The sequence below is a fragment of the Arenibacter antarcticus genome (assembly GCF_041320605.1).
In the GTDB taxonomy this organism is placed as follows: Bacteria; Bacteroidota; Bacteroidia; order Flavobacteriales; family Flavobacteriaceae; genus Arenibacter; species Arenibacter antarcticus.
In genome coordinates this window covers 2023283-2045568 of record NZ_CP166679.1, presented here as the reverse complement: position 1 = coordinate 2045568, position 22286 = coordinate 2023283, and the positions used below count along the sequence as shown (strand labels likewise).

Here is a 22286-nt window from a genome sequence, read left to right as displayed (position 1 = left end):
GGCCTTCGTCTAATGAAAAATGTACGGCACTAAATATCCTCACAATTCATTAAAACCCAAAACCTACCCCAAAAGTTATTCGGGTTCCTTCCTCCGAGGTGAAAAGGGCAAGTCTTGCTGTAAGTACGTCTGCCCCATTAAAGAAAAGACCTCCACCATAGGAAGTATGCCACAAATCGGAATATTCCCCAGAAGTCCAAACCCTACCGTAATCAAATCCACCATAAATACCCATCGTAACAGGCAATAATCCTGTTTTTAATTTTTTAAGACTGTATCTAAGATCCGTGTTTTGATAATAACTGGTCTTTCCTGAAAATCGTTGATTTCTATATCCCCTAAGGCCATCTACTCCACCAATACTTGCAGCCTGATAAAACTCGTACTCCTCACCTAGATTAAAATGCGCCTTCCATTTGGTAGCCAAGACCAACCTACCGTCCGACACCAATTTATAATCAAAAGCAAGACTTGGCACTATATAGCCATAATGTTGTTCCGCATTTTCTAAACTGGTTTTATACCCTATTAGTAACTCTGTAGACATTCCCATAGTTGGGAAGGCGTTATTGTCCAGATTTTCATAAGAATAGGAAGCATTCACACCCAAAAAATTGTTTCTATTTTCCTCACCATTGGCTTGATAATAAGTATTTATAAACCTATTCTCCGTTTCCTCAACTTCTAAACTTTCCAAGGAAAGACCCGTCTTAAATTTCGCCCCCAATTGTCCTCTCCATACCAAAGAAGGTGAGAAAGTAAGCTGTTCAATTCTCACCCTGTTATAATCCATACCCAAGGTGTCATCAAAATTATCGGTATCGTTCCCAATTCCATAAAAATTAACACTGAAGTTAGGACTGGTAAAACGGGCGGCCAATTCTAGGTTCCAATTTTCAAAAACATGAGCAAACTCCCCATTGTATCCTAGTTCAAATCCATTGGTGGCAAAGTAATACGCAGCAGTGTAGGTCTGCCGGTGCGTAAAAGGGTTTTGCCTAAACCCATAAAAGGTATTTGTAGCATTAAAGCCCAACTTAACCCCATCATCAGGATTATATCCTATGGACGGTACAATTTGTTGTGTACTATTCCTTGTTTTTAAAGGTTGGAACGTATTGGTCTCATAATCATTCGTAAGCCTAAGTTTAGCTCTAGCAATATTATTAAAGGTGTTTTTTTTGGCCTTGTGGTCATAAATCCAGATATTATCTCCTCCAGATATATCGTAGATATCATTATTTTGCCCGCCAATGAGCCGTAGTTTAATCTGATTATTTTCACTGCCCCGAATTTCAAAAATATCGGTATCATCCAATCCATAGACCCATATTTCCTTTGTTATCGCACTATTAAAGGTCTTCTGATAAAACAACTTTTTCTTTTCACCTCCTATATTCCGAAAAACTTTGATTTCTATTTCTTTTTTAGACACGTTATTAATTTCGAACCAATCGTCCTTATCGGTACCTTTTATGATGACAAACTTATTGAGTGCCAGAAAATAATCGTCGGCAATTTTCGGTAGGTTTTGTATCCGAGATAAAAGAATGCTTTTAAGATTTAATATTTCCTCATCCAAAATTTCTTTGGGCATAAATGTAAACGCTTCGTCAATAACTTCTGGGGTAAGGTTTTCTTGAATAAATTGCACTTGACGCTCCCAATCCGCTTTTGTTGTTGGAGACAGCAAGGTCATGTCTAGGCCATAGGCATTCTTGTTAAAGGCTTCAACGTTTCTAATATCACTATTAAAACCCTCCATCATTTTTAAGGCTGGAACTATTCTTGTTACCACATTCATAAGGGCTCCATCGCCCCAAATAGAATACACTTGGTCGCGATCCCTAGGAATTGCTTCGAAAATAATCTTCCCAGTTTCCTTGTTTGCAACTTCCCCCCAACGCCATTGATCGTCATGTCGGTCCCAATCACCTAAGACCATATCAAACAAACGTGTTCTTAAATATCTATCTGTATCTACCTCATACTTTTCATCTCGTCTAATTTTATCGAGCATGTCCAGAGTGCTTTCAATTTTATTGGCATAGCCAAAACTTTCTAGTGCTCCGTGTCCATCCCCTACATGTTCTTCCAGAAAATAAAGTTCATCGCCAAATTCCTCATTAAATTCCTCCAAGGCTATTTGCTTTGGAATAAAGTACAATCTAGGATTGGTATGGTACAGTTCTATTGCATCGGAAAGGGTGCCCACGGTAAGAAGTCCATAAGGTAATGCCCCAGTATAAAAATCCATTAAAAAGGCTTCTGTATAGGTGTCCTTAAACTCCCCTATAACATATTTATCCTTAAAGGCCATTGCTTGAAGATATACCTCCGCACTTTTTTTAACCGCCCGAATAACGTATTCCTTTCCATTGCTATCTGATAATCGCAGGGATTTGGATTGGTTACCTCCTCCCTTTCTAACAGGTTTTAATCCTCCAAACAAGGTATCTAACTTAAGCGTAGGAGCAGTGACTTCGGTACCGTAATACTTCCTGTACCGTTCGCCCCATATGGTTTTGAAAAAAATACTTTTGTCAATATCCTCCTTGGTATACACCGAAGCTCTAACTTCCTTTGGAAAGTCTTCACCATTAAGCACATAATTTTTATTTCGATCTGGTGGCAAAACCTCTGACGCAAAAAGCAGCTCTGATTCATAATTTTGGTCAACCCCAAAATACCTTACCTCGGAGGAGCCGTCTGTGTATACCTCCAATTTGGCAAAACCTATTCTTCCCGTGGAAAATTTAGCGCCGTTCAATAATCTGGTAGCACCTTCTTTGCCCCCAGAGCCACTTACAATCTGGGGTGTGTTGTCCTCAACAATATATTGAAGGGAATGTTCATGGCCAGAAGTGAAAATTACTTTTTCCGAGTATTGAGCTAGGGTAACCAATCGGTTTTTAAGTTCTAAATACCTTTTATTCTGAAGGTCTGTAATAGACGCGCCACTTGTTTTTCTTAACAGATTAACCAACGAGCCCAAAATAGGAAAAGGGTATTTTCCCCCTGAGGGATTTAAGTTCATTTTCATGGAAAACTGCCCACCGTGGGGGCCATAACTAAACATAGGATGGTGGAGTGCCAAAATAGTGGTCTTGTCCCTGTTTTTTTTGATCAGACTTTCCAGTTCCTCGAAAAAAGTTTCTCTATCCTTAATTTCACATTCATCATTTATGGTCGGGTGCCTGTCCCAATTGGTAAGGTACCATTCCGTATCAATAGCGATCAGTACAATGTTATCATCAATTTCCACTTTCTCTATAGGGCAACCATCCTCGGGGAAAAAAACTTCCTTACTCCCCAGTTTTTCTTGGATGTATTTTTGTTGTCGTTCCAACCCTTTTAAGCCGTCGTTGTACCAATCGTGGTTTCCTGGAATAAAAATGGGATTTCCCTTAAATTCGGACAAGGTCGCTAACTGAGCATCCAAATGGCTTTTTGCCTGTCTATAGGCTACGGTAGAATCTTTGGGGTCTGGCAGTCCTGCAGGGTAAATATTATCCCCCAAAAAAATTGCCGTACTGTTTTTTGGGGCATTATTCAATTGGTCTCTAAAAATTTTTAGGGCAGGGTTCATCCCATTTATTGGTGATAAACCTGCGTCTCCTATCAAATAAAAGGTATGGGATATTTCTTTAGTTGTAGAAACGTCATAATTGTCTCCTCCAATTCGATATTTGGACTTGGTGGTAGCACAGCTCCAAAATAATAGGAGTAATATTATCGGTACAACAAGTTTATTCATAACCACAAAAATAGAAAATATAATTTCGTAAATTGGTGCCTATAAAACCTACAGATGCCAAATATCATTAAAGATACGGAAGAATTTGTTGCCGAATTGTTGTCTGCAAAACTTGATTCACAGTTTTTGTACCACAATCTTCGTCATACCCAAAGGGTAGTAAGCAGAACTAAAGAAATAGTAGATGCCAATGACCTGGATGAAAAAGATAGTGAAGCTCTTATTCTTGCGGCTTGGTTACACGATACTGGATACACTGAAGGATATGAAGATCACGAAGATAAGAGCGCTGCCATTGCCATTAAATATTTAGAGGGAAAAAAATATGACGCAAAGGGAATACAATCAATTGTCAATTTAATAAAAGCCACAAAACATCATCATATTCCTATTAACCTTTCCGAAAAAATCATCAGGGATGCGGACGCTGCACATTTGGGCAGCCAAAGTTATATGGAAACTACAGAACTGTTGCGGGAGGAATTATCCACTTTGGGGGTAGCTAAATTTTCCAGTCAAGATTGGTGTATTGAAAATATAAAAATGTTAAGTACGGAACACAGATTCTATACGGATTATGCAAAAAAGAACTGGCAAGAAGGCAAGGATAAGAATTTAAATAAATTGATCAAGACCAAGACAAAAAATAAAAATAGCACTTCCAAAGAGCGCTTAAAGGTTAAGCTGAAAAATGAAAACCCAGACCGGGGCATCCAGACTTTGTTCCGTGTCTCTATGCAAAACCATTTAAAATTGAGCGATATAGCCGACACCAAAGCCAATATCCTACTTTCCGTAAATGCTATTATCATCTCTCTTTTGCTCACCAACCTGATCCCAAAATTAGACAGTCCCAAAAACGAATTTTTGGTTTACCCCACTGCCATCTTTGTACTCTTTAGTGTTGTTTCGGTGATTATGTCCATTATGGCTACAAGGCCCAATATTACTACTGGAGAATTTACAAAGGAGGATGTAAAGCAAAAAAAAGTAAACCTACTGTTTTTTGGGAACTTTCATAAAATGGAGCTTCAGGAATATGAATGGGCCATTAAGGAACTAATCAAAGATCAAGACTACGTGTATTCTTCCCTGACCAAGGACCTTTATTTTTTAGGTTTGGTATTGGATAGAAAGTACAAATTGTTACGATGGACCTATACCATATTTATGATCGGGATAGTCTTATCGGTATTAGCTTTTTTTATATCCTTTAATTTTTATCTATCGTAGTAGTGTTATACCCCTTAGGACTCAAGTTCATTTAACAGGTCTTGGTAAGTATAGGTCTTGTCACTTTTCTTTTCCGGTCTGTATAAGATATTGGCGCGGATAGCTTTTAGACCCGAAACCCCTTGTAATCCTTCTAACTCCACGATTTCAATATCGGTATCAAAACACCCTTTAGACCTTAGAAAGGTAATGTATCGAAGGTACTCCTGTTCATCTTGTTTTTGGGAGTATACAATAACCAGTTTTCCAGATTGTGTCAATCTTTCATTAGTGCCTTTAATGAAGGATTTGTCAATACGTTTTTTTATAATCTCATATCGTGCATTATAGGTACCATCTACATCAAAACGTTTTTCATCCATTCTAAACCTAATGGATAATGAAGTGTTATAAACCAGTATTAGAGAAGCAACATCTAATTTCATGGGCAGGTCTGGTTTACATCTATAGTGGGCGTTCTCCAATTCGCATGCCATTTGTAACTGCCATAATCGCAAGTTATTTAAATAGATGGGATCAAATTCTCGATCTGCCGATATAGCATTCCCAATATACATATTGTGCTCTATCCCATCGGTCTTGTATCGCTCAAAGTAATGCGGAAACATTTTTTGGGCTTGTTCTTGACGCTTATCCAATACCGATGCCAATTTTTTATTGATGAGCGTAACACTCTCATCGTAATTACGACGGTGATCGTAGTAAGAGCCCGTGCCTTTATCAATATGCGATTGGTATAATGCCACAGTCGTATTTAACCGTTCATCGGTCCTAGACAAAAACTCAAAGACTGGATTTATATCCTTGGAAATAAAATCAAAAATTTCCTGTTCGCTATTGGTGTGCAACGACTTCGTTATATCTGCCAAATAGTTATTCACCCTAAAAATAAGTTCCTCATAAATGGGGAGTTTATGATTTTCCCATCCTTGTGTAAGAACACTTTGGATCTCTGACAATTGTATCATCAGATCACGCTGTATGGCTTCGTTCCTTACTTGAGAAGAATTCCTAATATCTATTTGTCCATATAGGGGATGTACATCGTTAAATACAATTTCCTTAAAGGAGGGCTCGTTGCCCAAATATTTCTCTTTGATAAAGCGCTTTGCCTCTTCCTCAAATCTCCAAGAGACCGATGGATGTACCGAGGTACATTCGTTCTGGATTACGGCAGCGATCAAATTTTCCTCCTCTTCTATAGAACGCAGTGCAGCGGACACAATATAGGGCATTATATCCTCTAATTTCTGTCCATTTACACTATTAAGGTCATTTACTTTATCAGAAACAAGTTCCAAAACTCCTATAAGTCTACCATTTTTGGCAATAGGTGCAAACAGGGCACTTTTAATATTTTGATCGTATAAATTTTTATAAGGAGCTTTCCCTCCGCTAAGTTTATATATTTTATCTACATCAGAAATTATAAATAAACTACTCTGTTCTAACAATTTATCATAGGCTTCCAAACACAGGGAAGTATTGCAATTTTCATGTTCCTTATTTTTCAATAGAAAACTATTTATTCCATCAAAAATAGCACTTTCAAACTGCTGAAGTTTTTCATTGTATCGGACAAAACCCAATTGTAAACCAGATAGTCCAAAGAGCGATTTAAAGGAATCTTCCACTTCGTTCAAAAAGTTATCCCCCTCATTATAGACTTTTACTATTAAGTTCGATTTAATTTCAGAAATGGTATGTTCAGCAGTAACATCGAACATATTAGAAATTACAAAGCCCTTGCTAATAAAACTATTGGGTGGAATTTTCTGCTCCCAAAGTGCTAGATCGTCTATATTTCCCAATAATTGATCCACATCTTCCTGGGTAATTTCCAAAGGGGTTCCATTGGGAATAATCTCTACAAAATCTGCATTATAGAGGATGCGATAATATCTCATTACCCCATCGGCATCCGGAATATTATAAAAGAAAGGCCGTTTAAAGTCTAGTTTATACCCATAATAAAAATTAAGGATAACCACACAAGCCATGATGTAGCTCATCCCCCCCTCCAGATTATTTATAGTTGGTTTATAATTGGGGCCAGCGGCTTCCAAAATACGCTTAAACCGCCTACTGGAATTAAAGATCAAATCGCTGTAAGGCTGGGAGGCAGTTTTAATTTCGTTATTGCCCAACAAGGGAGAAAATGAATCCTGCAATAGCAAATTAATTATCTCACGGTGTTTCTCCAAGAGGGTAATATCGGAAAATCCCTCCCGAAGTTCTGGGAAGGGCGCTTGTAATTCTAGAATATACTTCGCCTTTTTGGCCAAATATTCATCATCTCCCTTTGCCATTTCCTCATACTGCTGCAACAGCTTATTAAAGCTGATCAGATGTTGTATGGGCAATATCTTTTCCATGAATCTCTTTTATTAAAGATTTAGTCCTACTTGCCCGTAAATAATTACAAAAAATAGTACTCTTTATTAAACCTTAAGTCCAAGAGCAGCTTCTTTTTTTAGATATTTATAAAAAAAAGAATATGTCTTCCTTTTCTAGATTAACCGAGGCGTATAAAAATGCGAAGGTAATCCCATTTAACGAGCAGTCAAAGATAATACTTTTTAGCGACTGTCATCGTGGCGATAGTAGTTTCGCAGATGAGTTTGCCAACAATCGAAACATCTATTACCATGCTTTAAAACACTACTTTAATGAAGGTTTTACCTATTGCGAATTAGGAGATGGGGATGAATTGTGGGAAAACACCAGTTTTAAAGAAATTTTTAACGCCCATAAAAATGTGTATAAGCTACTACAACAGTTCCATTTGGACAATAGGTTGCATATGATCTGGGGAAACCATGATATGGTTTATAAAGATCCAGATTACGTTAAAAAGCATCTCTACACTTATTTTGAACCTATAGAAAACCGTGACAAAGAATTATTTAAGGGTCTTGTCTACCATGAAGCAATTATTTTAAAACATCAGACCACCCAACAAGAACTCTTTTTAACTCATGGCCACCAGGCCGATTGGTGGAACTACAATTTTTGGCGTTGGGGAAGATTTATGGTAAGGGTGTTATGGAAACCCCTACAAGTATGGGGAATAGCAGACCCTACGAGTCCCGCTAAAAATTACAAGGAACTTATTAAAATGGAGAAAAGAATAAAAAAATGGATTCTGGCTAAGAACCGGATACTGACCATTGTTGGCCATACCCATAGACCCCGATTTCCGACTCCGGGAGATATTCCTTTTTTTAATGACGGCAGCTGTGTGCATCCCCGAAGTATTACCGGATTAGAAATTCAAAAGGGCACTATTTCACTCATTAAATGGGAGATAGCTACTAAAGATGATGGCACCTTGCAGATTGTAAGAATATTGTTGGAGGGACCCCAGCAACTAGAAGATTACGAAAAAGCCGTTAACCTTTAAACATTGGTATAGCAGTAAGCCAGTTAAGATTTTCTCGGATTGCATTAAATAGTGTTATGGTTGCCTTGTAATTTTGAGTTTTTCAATAGAAAACTATAAAATTATGTCGATGGAACTAGGAGAAGAGAACACTGAGCTTCTAAAAAACCAGAATGACCCTACCAGAAACTACATCCTACAGAAAAACAAGAAAACAAAAATTGGAGCCTCTATTATCACGGTTATTTTGGTCCTTATTTTAGTGGGAATTATTATTACGGGGTTTATTTTTGACTCCTGACATATACTCTAATATTCTAATCTTAGTTTTTCACGTTTAAAAAGGAATCACTTTACGTATACTTCCAAGCCACAATTGACTTTTATTGCAACCTAAAGGTTATTGGGATGGTATAAGACACTTTAACGGACCTTCCCCGCTGCTTTCCAGGTACCATTTGTGGCAATGCCGCAATAATCCTGTTAGCTTCTTTTTCTAGTAACTTATCTGGACCCCTCGTTTTTATCTGAGTAATATTTCCAGTGTTATCTATAATAAATTGCACATATACCCTTCCTTCAATGCCCAACTCCACGGCCACATCCGGATAGGTGAAGTGCTTTTGTATATGCTCTTGAATTTTCTTTTGAAAACAAGCTTTTAAAGACTCATTACTTTTACCATTACACCCAGGAAAAATGGGGACATTTTCAATTACTGCAAATGGCACTTCCACATCATCTTCCTCCACTTCCTCCACAACAATATCTTCTACCTTTAGCGGTGCCACTTCCACTACTGCTTCTTGATCTGTTTCGGTACTTTGAATAACTGTTTCCTCAATTTCATCTACATCATCCACTATTTCAATAACCTCGGGCGCTGCAGGGGGTATAGTTGGCGGCGGTAACTTCATGGCTTCTGTAATTGGCACAACCTCATCTAAATTATCGGGTTCCGTAAGCATTTGGACCACCGCGTTTTCTTTGGGGTATGTACGTAACTCTAAGGCCCGCCAAACCACAAAAAGCACCAAAACAAGTCCGATTACAAAAAAAAGACCGCTTTTTTTGTTCAAATCCGCTTTTGGGTTCTTTTTGAGTTCCATGACCGTACATTTATACCTTTAATTTCGCATATAAATTCCACTTATCATATGATATATATCAGTTGAATACAATATTTGTATGGGAAAAATAAATACCTTTAGAGGCTTAACTAAACCACTTCGATCACCAACCCAATACCAAGCATGAAACCAACCATTACCCAACGCCTTTATTCCCTTGATGCCCTTAGGGGATTTGATATGTTCTGGATCATAGGAGCCGAAGGAATATTCCACAATATGGCAAACATTACCCATTCCCCGTTTTGGAATGCGCTCTCCCACCAATTTCATCATCCTGCTTGGCATGGGTTTACGTTTTACGACCTCATATTTCCGCTATTTTTATTTCTAGCGGGAGTGGCTACCCCCTATTCTATCGGAAAACAAATAGAAAAAGGTGCCAGCAGACAAAATCTATTGCTTAAAGTGGTGAAAAGAGGGCTTATCCTAGTACTATTGGGCATTGTGTACAACAATGGATTAGAATTACATCCCATACAGGATATTCGCTTTGGAAGTGTATTGGGCCGGATTGGACTCGCCTATATGTTTGCAAATATCATCTACCTATACACCAAACAGGGAGCACAGATAGTTTGGTTTGTCGGACTCCTTCTAGGCTATTGGTTCTTATTCCTATTCTTTTCGGCCCCAGGTTATCCTATGGGGGATCTTACTATGGAAGGAAATTTTGTCTCCTATTTGGACACCTTGATTTTACCAGGTAGATTGTTTTTAGGGGTACACGACCCAGAGGGGCTTATAGCAACTATCCCGGCAATTTCTACGGCATTGTTAGGAATTTATGTTGGGAATCTCCTAAAGGGCACCACAGTGGATAAAAATATAAACACGGCTATTCGCTTGACCATTATTGGAGTGATTTTGATTATTGTTGCACAGATCTGGAACCTTGTTTTCCCGATTAATAAAAACCTATGGACTAGCTCCTTTGTGCTACAATGTGGAGGCATAAGCACCTTGTTGATGGCTGTCTTTTATTATATAATCGATATAAAGGGATATAAAAAATGGGCCTTTTTCTTTAAGGTAATCGGTATGAACTCCATCCTGATTTATATGTCCGGGGTATTTATTAATTGGAAATATACTACCAACGCCATCTTTCAATGGCTCATCCAGCTAGCAGGAGAGCCCTACGGCGCAGTCGTTATGGTAATTTGTCTCCTTGCCGTAAAATGGGTGTTCTTGTATTTCTTGTACAAGCAAAAACTCTTTTTGAGAGTATAATCATAGATGGATTGCGCGGCTCTCATTTAAAAGAATAAAAATCAGGCGTCCTACCCTCTTTGTTTCCTGAGATTTCCTGTTTAATTTAGGCACTTACCGCGCTTTTCGCTATAAGCACATCATTTATACTTTCCTCCGTGTTATGTCCTTCCAGGTAATTAATTCGATATTATTTTCTTTAAGTTTGGCCCTGTTTTCTTCATTCGTGAAAAAGTCAAAATCGATTTGCCTCCATTCAGAACCGAAATTTGGATGGTTAACGGTAACTCCTTTCATTTCACTATCATCAAAGGCCGGATGAATTAAAATGAGGTTTAGGCCACTTGATAAATTTTCCAAAATCCGACTATAGAAATCGCCCAATTTGCCTGTTTCGAAATACTTAAATTCGGCAACAAAAGCGTTGTCGATTAGAAGATCCTCTTTATCAATATTCAATTTGGGATCTAGCCCAACCATTTCCATTAATTGTTCATTTATTAAAACCGGAAGATTGTATTTTTCGCCTAGGTTCTTGTAAATTTTAAAGAATGCTGGATTAGCCCCCACACTATACATATGCGAATCAATATGAGTAGGTGCCAGTCCAAATTTCAGTGCTTTCTCTATTTGCGCTTCAAGTTCCTTCTGGACATCTATTGGGGAAGCATTTTCTCTTAGTTGATCTCTATTTTTATAAAAATATCCATTTTCGTCCACTAAACTCGGCACTTCGGAAATAGGCAGAATAGGCCCAAATTTATAGTTCTCCCATTCGCAAGTAAGCGTTAAGTGTATCCCAGCATCAAACTGGGGATTATTTTTTGCAAATAAAGCCATTTCATAATACCACGGACAGGGTACCATAATGCTGTATGAATTTATAAATCCGTTCTTAAGCGCTTCTATTGTCGCCCTATTCTCGGAATGTGAAAGTCCCGCGTCATCTGCATGTATAATCAGTAATTTAGTTTTTTCCGAGAACCCCAATTTTTGTAGTGAATCCATTCCCACTCAAGTTTTTATATATGTATGTAGGTTACTAATTTTTGTGAATTGCACCTAAGGTATAAAAATTTGGAGTTCCACTATTAAGTTTTTTGATTCCTTGGCAGCACTTCTTCAGGAAAAGGAAAGATGATGGTAGAGTTTTTTTCGGCGGCTATATTGGAAAGGGTCTGATAGAGTCGCAGCTTTATGGCAGATGGGGATTGATCAATGAGCTTCCCAGCTTCCAATAATTTCCCTGCAGCCTGCTCCTCAGCCAATGCAAGGATAATTCTGGCCCTTCTAGAGCGTTCCGCTTCCGCCTGATTGGCCATCATACGCTTCATGTTTTCGGGTAATTGGATGTCTTTTATCTTGACATCTATAATTTCTATACCCCATTCCTTGGTTTCCAACTCCACAATGCCCTTTATATTTTTCCCCATCTCCTCTCGCTTGGATAAGATAGTATCTAGCTCCACTTTTCCGCAGACATCCCTTAGGGCGGCTTGGGATAATTGGGTAATGGCAAAACGGAATTCCTCTACTTCCAAAACGGCTTTTTCCGGACTGTTTATCCTAAAAAAGACCACGCCGTCTATACTACAGGGTACATTGTCTTCCGTCATTACCTCTTGGGAGATAATATTGATGGTAATCACCCGAATATCTACGACTTGAATGGTCTCTACTAGGGGAATAATCCACCTAAAACCCGGTTGTAGGGTTCTTACATACTTCCCAAACCTAAACTTTAAGGCTCGCTTGTATTCATAAACAATTCGAATTCCAGAAAGGAGAAACAAAATCAGTAATACGGTAAAAATGAACGGTGGTGCCATAGAGTATCTTTTAGTTGAAGATTAAAAAAATTCGTACAAGCAAGATGAAGAGTCAAGGTCATTGCTCTAAAAGTTCTCCATCGACGGGGGTAAGTAAAAAACTTTCTATTTGTAAAGGGGGATACATTTAAAGTTACAAAATAAACCCATGATAACCAAAGGCTTATAGACTCTAAAACCTTATGATATAGCCAGCCTATTTTTTATGCTCAAGATATTTTTATTAACTTACATAGACAAACATGCCCGTTGCGCAAAGTCGGGAGACTTTGCGCAACCTAGCATTACGACAAATTCAACTAAATGAAAGAAGGCTATATCATACGCGAGCAAGAAAAAGCACATTTCATTACTGCTACGGTAGTAGATTGGATAGATGTGTTTACAAGGCAATTATATCGTGATATAGTCATTGACTCTTTGAAATATTGCATAGAAAATAAAGGTTTGATCTTATATGGATATGTAATTATGAGCAACCATATACATATGATCATTCAATCCAATGATGGAAAATTATCCAATCTAGTTCGCGATTTTAAAAAATATACCGCAAATAAGATATTGGATAGCATCCAAAACGAACCAGAGAGCAGACGGGAATGGATGTTGGATAGTTTCAAGAAAGCTACAGCAACACATAGCCGAAATAAGAACTATCAGTTTTGGCAATACGGCAACCATGCAGAAGAAATATATTCTAGCAAATTCATGTGGTCCAAGTTGAATTATGTGCACATGAACCCCGTTCGAGCAGGAATTGTTGAAAGGGCGAGTCAATACAGGTATTCAAGTGCAAGCAATTATGTAGAAAGCAAAGGCTTGGTCGATGTTGAATTAGTAGACAACCCTGTAACAGACGTTCTAAAACCATATTCGTTTTTAAATTATAATCAATGTTAAAATGATCCACGCTCCGCAAAGTCTCCTGACTTTGCGGAACTACCATTACGAAAAACTCAACTAAATAAAAGAAGGTTCGTCCTACGTGAGCAAGATGATAGCCTCATAGTCGTGAGACTTTGCGGAGCGGTCTTTGCGGAACTACCATTACGAAAAACTCAACTAAATAAAAGAAAGCTCGTCCTTCGTGAGCAAGATGATAGCCTCAAAGTCGTGAGACTTTGCGGAGCGGTCTTTGCGGAACTACCATTACGAAAAACTCAACTAAATAAAAGAAGGCTCGTCCTACACGAGCAAGATGATAACCTCAAAGTCGTGAGACTTTGCGGAGCGATGTTTGCGGAACTATCATTACGAAAAACTCAACTAAATAAAAGAAGGCTCGTCCTACGTGAGCAAGATGAGAGCCTCATAGTCGTGAGACTTTCCGGAGCGATGTTTGACATCATTTTCCTATTCAGATTCGTAATTCTGGACGGTTTTTAATAATTCTTTTTCAAATCTGTAAATTTCATCGATTGATTCAATTGCCTCCTTTGATTCTTTCTTGTTTTCGTGGAATAAGCTAATATATTTTTTCCCTCCGTTCAAATGAAGTCGACAAAGTGGCTTTCTGTTATTGTCATCAAGTAATATTCCAAAATAAGATTGTGTGTCTCTGTGGATAATTCTGTCTTTCGGGAGTTTACGCCTTAAGATTGCCACAACGATTTGAAATCCTTCCAATTCCTCTTCGGTTGTTTCAACTTTGCTTTGTGGTTCTTCTTCATCTTGAATCTCTTCATGTTATTTTTCATGTTCCTTGTTCAAGGCCGAAGTCAATCTGTCATTGACTTTTTCACTTATAAATTGATTTGTAGCTTTAAGTACTAAGTCTGAAAATTGGCCCATTACCTTTTCCGTTAATCTGCCGGAATAAACTGGATTAGCAAAATGTCTAACAAACTCATAAGACGGTTCTTGAAATTCCTTTGCAAGCAATTTCTTGATTTCTTTAGTATACTTTAGTGAACTTGCATTATTTACAATTTTACCACGCTCCGCAAAGTCTCCTGACTTTGCGGAACTACCATTACGAAAAACTCAACTAAATAAAAGAAGGTTCGTCCTACGTGAGCAAGATGATAGCCTCATAGTCGTGAGACTTTGCGGAGCGGTCTTTGCGGAACTACCATTACGAAAAACTCAACTAAATAAAAGAAAGCTCGTCCTTCGTGAGCAAGATGATAGCCTCAAAGTCGTGAGACTTTGCGGAGCGATGTTTGCGGAACTATCATTACGAAAAACTCAACTAAATAAAAGAAGGCTCGTCCTACACGAGCAAGATGATAACCTCAAAGTCGTGAGACTTTGCGGAGCGGTTAATTTAACAATATAATTAACACATTATCAATGTGTTCCCTTTAAAAAGCACTTAGGTAGATCGCACTCATTATAGATACCCTAATAAATAGTATATTTATTGAAATAAAGTTTTGTCTACCAATAAACCAACCTTATGCCATTACTAATCGTAATTCTTGGGATACTACTCCTCTTTATATTAATTGCCAGATTTAAACTCAACGCCTTTATAGCCTTTATCATTGTTTCCCTTGCCGTCGGAATTGCCGAGGGTATGGAATTGGAAACGGTGGTCCAATCTATTCAGGACGGGATAGGAAACACTCTTGGCTTTCTTGTCATGATCTTGGGCCTTGGCGCTATGCTGGGCAAGTTGGTGGCCGATAGCGGCGCCGCACAACAGATCACCACCCGTTTGGTTGCCAAATTCGGCATTAAAAACATACAATGGGCTTTGGTATTGACTGGTTTCATTGTGGGTATCCCCATGTTCTACTCCGTAGGATTCGTAATTCTGATCCCCTTGATCTTTACCATTGCGGCATCTACCAAGCTCCCATTATTATACGTAGGACTTCCTATGATCGCCGCATTATCCGTAACTCATGGGTATCTTCCCCCGCACCCTGCCCCTACCGCTATCGCCGCCACCTTTAATGCCGACATCGGAAAGACACTCTTGTACGGGATAATTATCGCTATTCCCGCCATCATTGTAGCGGGCCCCCTTTTTTCCCGAACTATAAAGAATATAGAGGCCACTCCCTTAAAAGAATTTGTTAATCCCCGTATTTTAGAAGAATCGGAAATGCCAGGGATTACCACCAGTATTTTTACAGCTTTGCTGCCCATCATCCTAATCATGCTGTCTACCCTTGCGGATCTGATGCTGCCAGCAGACAACCCCATAATGCCCTTCATCGGTTTTATAGGGAACCCGGCAGTGGCCATGCTTATCTCAGTATTGGTCGCCATTTACACCCTAGGCTTGGCCAGGGGAAAAAAAATGCCCGAAATAATGGGCTCGGTAAGTAGCGGCATCTCTGGGATTACCATGATATTACTTATTATTGCAGGGGCAGGAGCTTTAAAAGAAGTACTTATAGATAGTGGGGTAAGTCAATATATTGCCGAAATATTGAAAGATTCAGCCCTATCTCCCCTAATTTTAGCCTGGATGGTTGCAACGGTCATAAGGGTCTGTGTAGGCTCTGCTACCGTAGCGGGACTCACCACTGCAGGAATCGTATTGCCCCTTGTAGCTGCCACGGGAACAAGTGCAGAGCTAATGGTATTGGCGATAGGATCGGGAAGCCTTATGCTCTCGCATGTAAACGATAGTGGGTTTTGGTTGTTCAAGGAGTATTTTAACCTATCGGTAAACGATACCTTACGAACCTGGACCGTAATGGAAACCACCGTGGGAGTAATGGGCCTAATTGGCGTATTGATCTTAAGTTTATTTATTTAATCTATGAAACACAATAACAGTATCACCGAAAGAATTAAGGAATTGGGATTAGTTTTCCCTCCCGCACCGCCACCGGCCGGGGTCTATAGGCCTTTATTGGTAGTGGACAACTTTTTATATGTCTCGGGCCAAGGTCCTGTAAAGGAAGATGGCTCGCTTATGATAGGTAGGGCAGGTGACGATATCACTGCCGAAGAAGCGAAATTGGCAGCAAGGCAAGTAGCACTTACCATGCTCTCCACCATCCAGACCCACTTTGGGAGTTTGGACAACATAAAGCGCGTAGTAAAGGTTTTAGGAATGGTAAATTGTACCCCAGAATTTGGGAAACAACCCTATGTGGTTAATGGATTTAGCGAATTGATGGCCGATATTTTTGGAAACGAAAATGGAATAGGGGTCAGAAGCGCCGTAGGAATGATGCTCCCAGGAAATATAGCCGTGGAGGTAGAAGCAATGTTCCAATTGCATTGAGGCTTCCCCTGTAAATTCCAAATAGCCTAATCTTATTCATAAAACGATAGAACACTTAACAACAAAACCAATGACAGCACATAATTGGTATACCATAACCGACACCAAAGACATTATTACCCCATCCCTAGTAGTCTATCCAGATCGGATAGAAAAAAATATCAGGACCATGATCAAGATGGCGGGCGGGGTGCAGCGGCTAAGACCACATATTAAAACTCATAAGATGGCCCAGATTGTTCATCTGCAAATAAAGCACGGTATTGAAAAATTTAAATGTGCTACCCTTGCCGAGGCCGAACTTTTAGGAAAATGCGGCGCCAAGGACATCCTTATGGCCATGCAGCCGGTTGCCGCAAACATTGAGCGTTTTTTCACACTGGTCCAAACGTTTCCGGATTCTAATTTTTCTACACTGACCGATAATTTGGAAACTGCAGGGGAAATTGCCAAGATAGCTGCTGAAAAATTTCAAAAAGCATCGCTTTGGCTAGATATCAACAATGGCATGGATAGAACCGGGATATGTCCGGACAAGACCGCACAAGAACTCTATAAATATATACATCATCACCCTAACCTTATCGCCTCAGGATTACATGTGTACGATGGGCATATTCGGATTCAAGATCCCGCAGAAAGAAAAAAGGCGTGTGATCGGGATTTTGCTTCGGTTCTGTTGCTGAAGGACGACTTGGAAAATGCGGGAATACCTGTTCCTACTATAGTCGCTGGAGGTTCCCCAACATTTCCCTTTCATGCCATCCGACAAGGAGTGGAAACCAGTCCAGGAACCACACTCCTATGGGATGCCGGCTATGGCGATTCCTTTAAGGATCTGGAATTTCTTCATGCCGCCGTACTTTTGACCAGAGTGATCAGCAAACCCAATACGGGTAAGGTGTGTTTCGATTTGGGACATAAATGGTTGGCCTCGGAAATGAACTTCCCACGGGTACAATTTTTAGGTGTTGAAAACTGGGAACAGATCGGACAAAGTGAAGAGCATTTTATAGTGCAATACCCACAAGAATCTGAACTTAAAGTAGGCCATCTGGCCTACGCCATTCCTAAGCATATCTGCCCCACCGTAGCAAAATACGATTGGGTATTAACCGCCGTAGATGGTATAATAACCGATTCTTGGAAAGTGGCAGCACGGGATAAAAAAATAACAATTTGAACAATTAGAGGAGAGAAAAAAGAGACGGGAAATTATGTTTGTATTTGACGCACATTTAGATTTAGCCATGAATGCCATGGAATGGAACCGCGACTTAACTTGGAGCGTAGCAGCTATCCGGGAAAGCGAACTTGGGAAGACCGATAAACCGGACCGAGCTAAAAACACGGTTTCATTAGACGCCATGCGAAAAGGGAATATAGGATTGTGCGTAGCCACACAAATCGCCAGATATACAAAACCGGACAACAATCTACCGGGCTGGAACTCGCCACAACAGGCTTGGGCACAAACCCAAGGCCAGCTGGCATGGTATAGGGCCATGGAAGAAGTGGGGAAAATGGTTCAAATTACCAATACCCAAGAGTTGGAGGCCCATTTAGTCATTTGGGAACAGGATCCGTACAAAACCCCCATAGGATATATTCTTAGTTTGGAAGGGGCAGATTCCATTGTCACTATTGGCCATTTGGAACGTTCCTATGAACAAGGACTCAGGGCCATAGGACCAGCACATTACGGTCCGGGTACTTATGCCCATGGCACCGATTCTGTAGGGGGAATTGGCAGCCAAGGGAAAGCCTTATTAAAAGAGATTGAAAGATTGAACCTAATCTTGGACGCAACCCATTTATGTGACCAAAGTTTTTGGGAAACCATGAAAGTATACCAAGGTCCGGTTTGGGCAAGCCATAACAACTGTCGGAAATTTGTGGATCATAACCGTCAATTTTCGGATGCGCAGATCCAGGAACTGATAGCAAGGGAAGGGGTTATTGGAATTGCCTTGGATGCCTGGATGATGGTCCCCAACTGGATAAGGGGCGTGTCTACCCCTCAAAAAACGGGAGTCGCGCTAAGTCATATGATACAGAACATTGATCATATTTGTCAATTGGCAGGCAATACCCTTCATGTTGGAATAGGAACCGATCTGGATGGTGGTTTTGGAAAAGAACAATCTCCGCTAGATCTGGATACCATTGCAGACCTTCAAAAAGTCCCACAGTTATTATCAGAAAAAGGATACACCCCTGATGATATAGAAAATATAATGAGCAAAAACTTTATAAGGTTTCTTAAAAAAACATGGGGATAATCAACCTAAAGTGGATCCCATTATCACATACCAATATCACTACAGGAATCTAGGAAAGCGTAGTTCTATTACAAATTGCCTACTACAATGATACTGAAGCTTTTAATTTAACATCAATTTAAATTATTAATGGCAAGGTATTTGATATTTTTGTAGGTCAACTGCACCTACAAATGGCCTTATGAGAATTGTATATTTGTGTTATATCGTATTTTTGGTTTCCGCTTTGGGAATGGCACAGACCGATCTCCCTACCACCCAACCTTTGAAAATTGAAGGGGATAGGGGAGCCAAGGATAACCCAAATGAGGGTACAGCTTTAAAGATTCCCTCTATTTACGATATAAAACCAACTACCAATCTAAGGGATTCCTTAACTGCTCGCCAAATAAATATGTTACCTACTAGGAATTTAGTACAGGCAGGCCACGGATTAAAAATAGATCCGAAAATTCGGGAGAAAGAAGATAAGACTTCCTCACAATACTTTGGAGATATGTACTTGGGTGATATTAAAAGTAATGGGAAATTTGTTGGAATCGTTTACAGAGATCACGAATATGTTGATGGCGATCGTATCAAAGTTTATCTAAACGGTAAGGTTGTAGAGCCCAACGTCTTTCTGACCGCCGCATTTAAAGGCATTAATCTGGACCTTGAAAAAGGGTTTAACAGAATAGATTTTGAGGCATTAAACCAAGGAACCTCTGGTCCTAACACCGCTCAGGTAAATGTGTATGACGACCAAGGCAAAATGATCCATTCCAATATGTGGAATTTATCAACTGGATCTAAGGCTACTATTATTGTAGTCAAAGAATAGATAAGTAACTTCTTAGCGTGCAGAGTCGGGAAATATTTAGATTTACGGATTTCGCTCTCCAGGGCGATAAGTTTCTTCTGCTCTCTTAAGCACATCCTCCTTATAAAATGCCACTTCCTTAAATTCAGCCTTAGCATAAGGCAGAGCCTGATCATCAAAATGTGAGGAAGTCGGGTCACTGCTCTGTCCGCCTGCCAATATACTTTTTGCCCTTACCTTCTCCCCAAATTCTACTACCGCCACAAAACTGTTGCCACGGGTACCGTAAATTTTCTTGGTATTGTTATCATAACTAGTACCGTATGCCGCCAAGGCACCCCAACGGCCAGAAGCGTAACCAATAGGCATGCTGGGAAGGCTATCATTGAACGGTTGCCTAATTTCTCCATTTATACGTTGGAATCTATTTACTTTACCCCAGGGCATATGCCAAGTCCCAAAATCACTTTCGAGCTGTGCTACCACCTCGGCAAAAATGGCCAATCGCTCTGAAAACGGGGATTTTGTGCCAAAATAATTTATAGCTTCCATATCGCTCATTTCTTTAGGTAATATCCCTTTTCTACCATAAAGAGTGCCATAATAATGGGCCAAGGTCATCCCCACCGCTTCGGTAGAGGTTCTCAAATCCCATTTTCGCAATACTTCTATTGGGGCCTTTAATTGTACATTTTCAGAAGCTATTCTATCATAGGCCTCTACCAGACCGGAAATCAGTTTTTCAAAGGCGGGCAGATAAGGATCGTGTGCCAAGGTGATTAAATTATCTAAGGTGAAATTGTTCTTGTCCTTCAACAAATTGATGGCGTGTACTCCCCTAAAATTCTCTTGGTCTATGGACATATAATTGGGGTACGCTTCCTTTTTGGGACTGAATTCCAAGGCTGCGGTATAGGGGGTGGAATTACAGTTCTGAAGCCATCCATTCTCGGGATTCAACAACAGGATATTTTCCTCCACTGTATGCAATCCCTGCCAATCGGTTTTTGGGTCACTACCCTCCACTGGTTGGGAATAGTCGAAGGACGAATCCCTTTTCGGCACAAAATTACCATGAAAATAGGCGATGTTCCCCTCTGCATCGGCATAGACGGTATTATTGGAGGAATTGGTGCGCATGTCCATCATTTTCCTAAACCCCTTATATCCCTCCTGTTTGGTGCGTATAAAGGATTGCTCCAGGGCTTTTTTAGGTTCCCACATCATTGCGGTAGCTACCCATCTATCCTCTGCCATATGCGTAATGGGTCCGTGGTGGGTCCGGTAGGCAGGGAATATCCTTTCCTTTACTACACCATCTTCCTGATATTTCAGGGTGATTTCCGAGCTTTTTACTGGCCTAAGCTCCTCTCCATAGGCATAGTACAACCCCTCATCCTGTTGTACTATGGTTTCTATAAATTCGTCCATAATATCGGTATAGGTGGAGGTATGCATCCACCCAGTCTTCTCATTAAACCCTTGATAAACAAAGAACTGACCCCATGTAACCGCCCCATAAGCGTTTAGTCCCTCTTCACTGGCAATATGCACCTCACCCCTAAAATAAAAGGAGGTATGTGGGTTAATTAAAAGCAGGGTATTGCCAGATTCCGTCAATTTTCCCGATATCGCAATCCCATTGGAACCCTGGGGTTCTTCCTGTTTTTGTTCTTTCTTCAGTTTAAAAGCTTCCATTTCAGGAATGGCCATCCCGCTTTCATAAAATGCCTTAATTTTTTTGGTGGAAATTCGCTCAATATCCCCTCCAATAGATCCCTCACTAAAATACATGGGCATCCAAGGCTCAAAACGGGTCAATAGTTTTGGCGTTACTTCAGGGTGCGTATGTAGGTAATAATTTATACCATCGGCAAATGCCCGGCACAATTCTTTTAACCAAGTGGGACTGGCCTCGTAGTTGGCCACGGCCTCTTCTTGTGTCATAAACAACTTGGCCCTTAAATCACTGTAGACAGCCTCTTCCCCTTCCACCTCGGCCAACCTACCCGTAGCCCATATATAGTTTTGTTCCACCCTATTAAAATCGTCCTCACATTGTGCATACAACAAGCCAAAGACTGCATCGGCATCCGTTTTTCCATAAATATGCGGAATTCCAAAATCGTCCCGAATAATGGTCACCCTCTCGGCCTGTGCTTTCCAACCCTCAATATCGGACTTGGCCTGATCCATTTTACGGGAGAATAAGGAAAGAGCAAGAAAAAAGTAAAACAGTTTCATGTCTGGAAATTTATAGTTTTTTAAGGGTCATACTTCGACTGTTCCTACCTACGATAAGTAAACTTGCCTGACGATCAGGATCGCATATTATAATTGGTATTTTACGATCAGCTTTCGGTCATGCGCAATTCATAATTCGATCGGGCAATAGGCTGTTGACTAAGGTACTCGTAAATAATTGGGCGACAATATCCCTAATTAAAAAGTTTTTCCTACTTTTTAA

The 22286-nt window shown here is 39.9% G+C and carries 17 protein-coding genes; 10 read left to right on the top strand and 7 right to left on the bottom strand.

Annotation, left to right across the window (positions count from 1 at the left end):
• Nucleotides 1–49 precede the first annotated feature (49 nt).
• Complete coding sequence (locus tag KCTC52924_RS08395) at nucleotides 50–3757, bottom strand: metallophosphoesterase (protein WP_251806279.1); 3708 nt, start codon at nucleotides 3755–3757, stop codon at nucleotides 50–52.
• Nucleotides 3758–3811: 54 nt separating this feature from the next.
• Between KCTC52924_RS08395 and KCTC52924_RS08390 the strand changes: the two genes are divergently transcribed.
• Nucleotides 3812–4990 carry a Pycsar system effector family protein gene (locus KCTC52924_RS08390; RefSeq protein WP_251806278.1) on the top strand — a complete coding sequence of 393 codons (1179 nt, stop codon included), beginning with the start codon at nucleotides 3812–3814 and terminating at the stop codon, nucleotides 4988–4990.
• 14 nt (nucleotides 4991–5004) lie between these two features.
• Here the strand turns inward: KCTC52924_RS08390 and KCTC52924_RS08385 are convergent, their stop codons facing one another.
• Nucleotides 5005–7365, bottom strand: coding sequence for a GAF domain-containing protein (locus KCTC52924_RS08385; RefSeq protein WP_251806277.1), 2361 nt, complete (start codon nucleotides 7363–7365; stop codon nucleotides 5005–5007).
• A 122-nt stretch (nucleotides 7366–7487) separates the two neighbouring features.
• Between KCTC52924_RS08385 and KCTC52924_RS08380 the strand changes: the two genes are divergently transcribed.
• Both KCTC52924_RS08380 and KCTC52924_RS08375 read left to right on the top strand, forming a co-directional pair.
• Complete coding sequence (locus KCTC52924_RS08380) at nucleotides 7488–8393, top strand: metallophosphoesterase (RefSeq protein ID WP_251806276.1); 906 nt, start codon at nucleotides 7488–7490, stop codon at nucleotides 8391–8393.
• Nucleotides 8394–8502: 109 nt separating this feature from the next.
• Nucleotides 8503–8673, top strand: a complete 171-nt coding sequence (locus KCTC52924_RS08375; RefSeq protein ID WP_251806275.1) for a hypothetical protein — start codon at nucleotides 8503–8505, stop codon at nucleotides 8671–8673.
• Nucleotides 8674–8755: 82 nt separating this feature from the next.
• Here KCTC52924_RS08375 and KCTC52924_RS08370 read toward each other — a convergent pair whose 3' ends face one another.
• Nucleotides 8756–9481 carry an energy transducer TonB gene (locus KCTC52924_RS08370; protein ID WP_251806274.1) on the bottom strand — a complete coding sequence of 242 codons (726 nt, stop codon included), beginning with the start codon at nucleotides 9479–9481 and terminating at the stop codon, nucleotides 8756–8758.
• Between the two features lie 144 nt (nucleotides 9482–9625).
• Here KCTC52924_RS08370 and KCTC52924_RS08365 point away from each other — a divergent pair, with 144 nt between their 5' ends.
• Nucleotides 9626–10735: an acyltransferase family protein gene (locus KCTC52924_RS08365; protein ID WP_251806273.1), complete on the top strand. Its 1110-nt coding sequence runs from the start codon at nucleotides 9626–9628 to the stop codon at nucleotides 10733–10735.
• Between the two features lie 123 nt (nucleotides 10736–10858).
• Here the strand turns inward: KCTC52924_RS08365 and KCTC52924_RS08360 are convergent, their stop codons facing one another.
• Entirely contained in the window at nucleotides 10859–11722 is an 864-nt protein-coding gene (locus KCTC52924_RS08360; protein ID WP_251806272.1) for a polysaccharide deacetylase family protein, read from the bottom strand.
• Between the two features lie 83 nt (nucleotides 11723–11805).
• A complete protein-coding gene (locus KCTC52924_RS08355) occupies nucleotides 11806–12543 on the bottom strand; it encodes a slipin family protein (protein WP_251806271.1) in 738 nt (245 codons plus the stop codon).
• A gap of 303 nt (nucleotides 12544–12846) precedes the next feature.
• Here KCTC52924_RS08355 and KCTC52924_RS08350 point away from each other — a divergent pair, with 303 nt between their 5' ends.
• A complete protein-coding gene (locus KCTC52924_RS08350) occupies nucleotides 12847–13446 on the top strand; it encodes an REP-associated tyrosine transposase (RefSeq protein WP_251806270.1) in 600 nt (199 codons plus the stop codon).
• 786 nt (nucleotides 13447–14232) lie between these two features.
• Here KCTC52924_RS08350 and KCTC52924_RS08345 read toward each other — a convergent pair.
• Entirely contained in the window at nucleotides 14233–14427 is a 195-nt protein-coding gene (locus tag KCTC52924_RS08345) for a hypothetical protein (RefSeq protein ID WP_251806269.1), read from the bottom strand.
• Nucleotides 14428–14944: 517 nt separating this feature from the next.
• On the opposite strand from KCTC52924_RS08345, the gene KCTC52924_RS08340 reads away from it, so the two are divergent.
• The 5 genes from KCTC52924_RS08340 (at nucleotide 14945) to KCTC52924_RS08320 (ending at nucleotide 19840) form a co-directional block, all read left to right on the top strand.
• Nucleotides 14945–16261: a gluconate:H+ symporter gene (locus KCTC52924_RS08340; protein ID WP_251806268.1), complete on the top strand. Its 1317-nt coding sequence runs from the start codon at nucleotides 14945–14947 to the stop codon at nucleotides 16259–16261.
• Between the two features lie 3 nt (nucleotides 16262–16264).
• On the top strand, nucleotides 16265–16735 hold the full coding sequence (locus KCTC52924_RS08335; RefSeq protein ID WP_251806267.1) for a RidA family protein: 471 nt from the start codon (nucleotides 16265–16267) through the stop codon (nucleotides 16733–16735).
• A gap of 70 nt (nucleotides 16736–16805) precedes the next feature.
• Nucleotides 16806–17918, top strand: coding sequence for a D-TA family PLP-dependent enzyme (locus tag KCTC52924_RS08330; protein ID WP_251806266.1), 1113 nt, complete (start codon nucleotides 16806–16808; stop codon nucleotides 17916–17918).
• A 34-nt stretch (nucleotides 17919–17952) separates the two neighbouring features.
• Complete coding sequence (locus KCTC52924_RS08325) at nucleotides 17953–19017, top strand: dipeptidase (protein ID WP_251806265.1); 1065 nt, start codon at nucleotides 17953–17955, stop codon at nucleotides 19015–19017.
• A 181-nt stretch (nucleotides 19018–19198) separates the two neighbouring features.
• Entirely contained in the window at nucleotides 19199–19840 is a 642-nt protein-coding gene (locus tag KCTC52924_RS08320) for a hypothetical protein (RefSeq protein ID WP_251806264.1), read from the top strand.
• Between the two features lie 42 nt (nucleotides 19841–19882).
• Here KCTC52924_RS08320 and KCTC52924_RS08315 read toward each other — a convergent pair whose 3' ends face one another.
• Nucleotides 19883–22063 (bottom strand): acylase, encoded by a 2181-nt coding sequence (locus tag KCTC52924_RS08315; RefSeq protein WP_251806263.1) that lies wholly within the window; start codon nucleotides 22061–22063, stop codon nucleotides 19883–19885.
• Nucleotides 22064–22286: the final 223 nt, after the last annotated feature.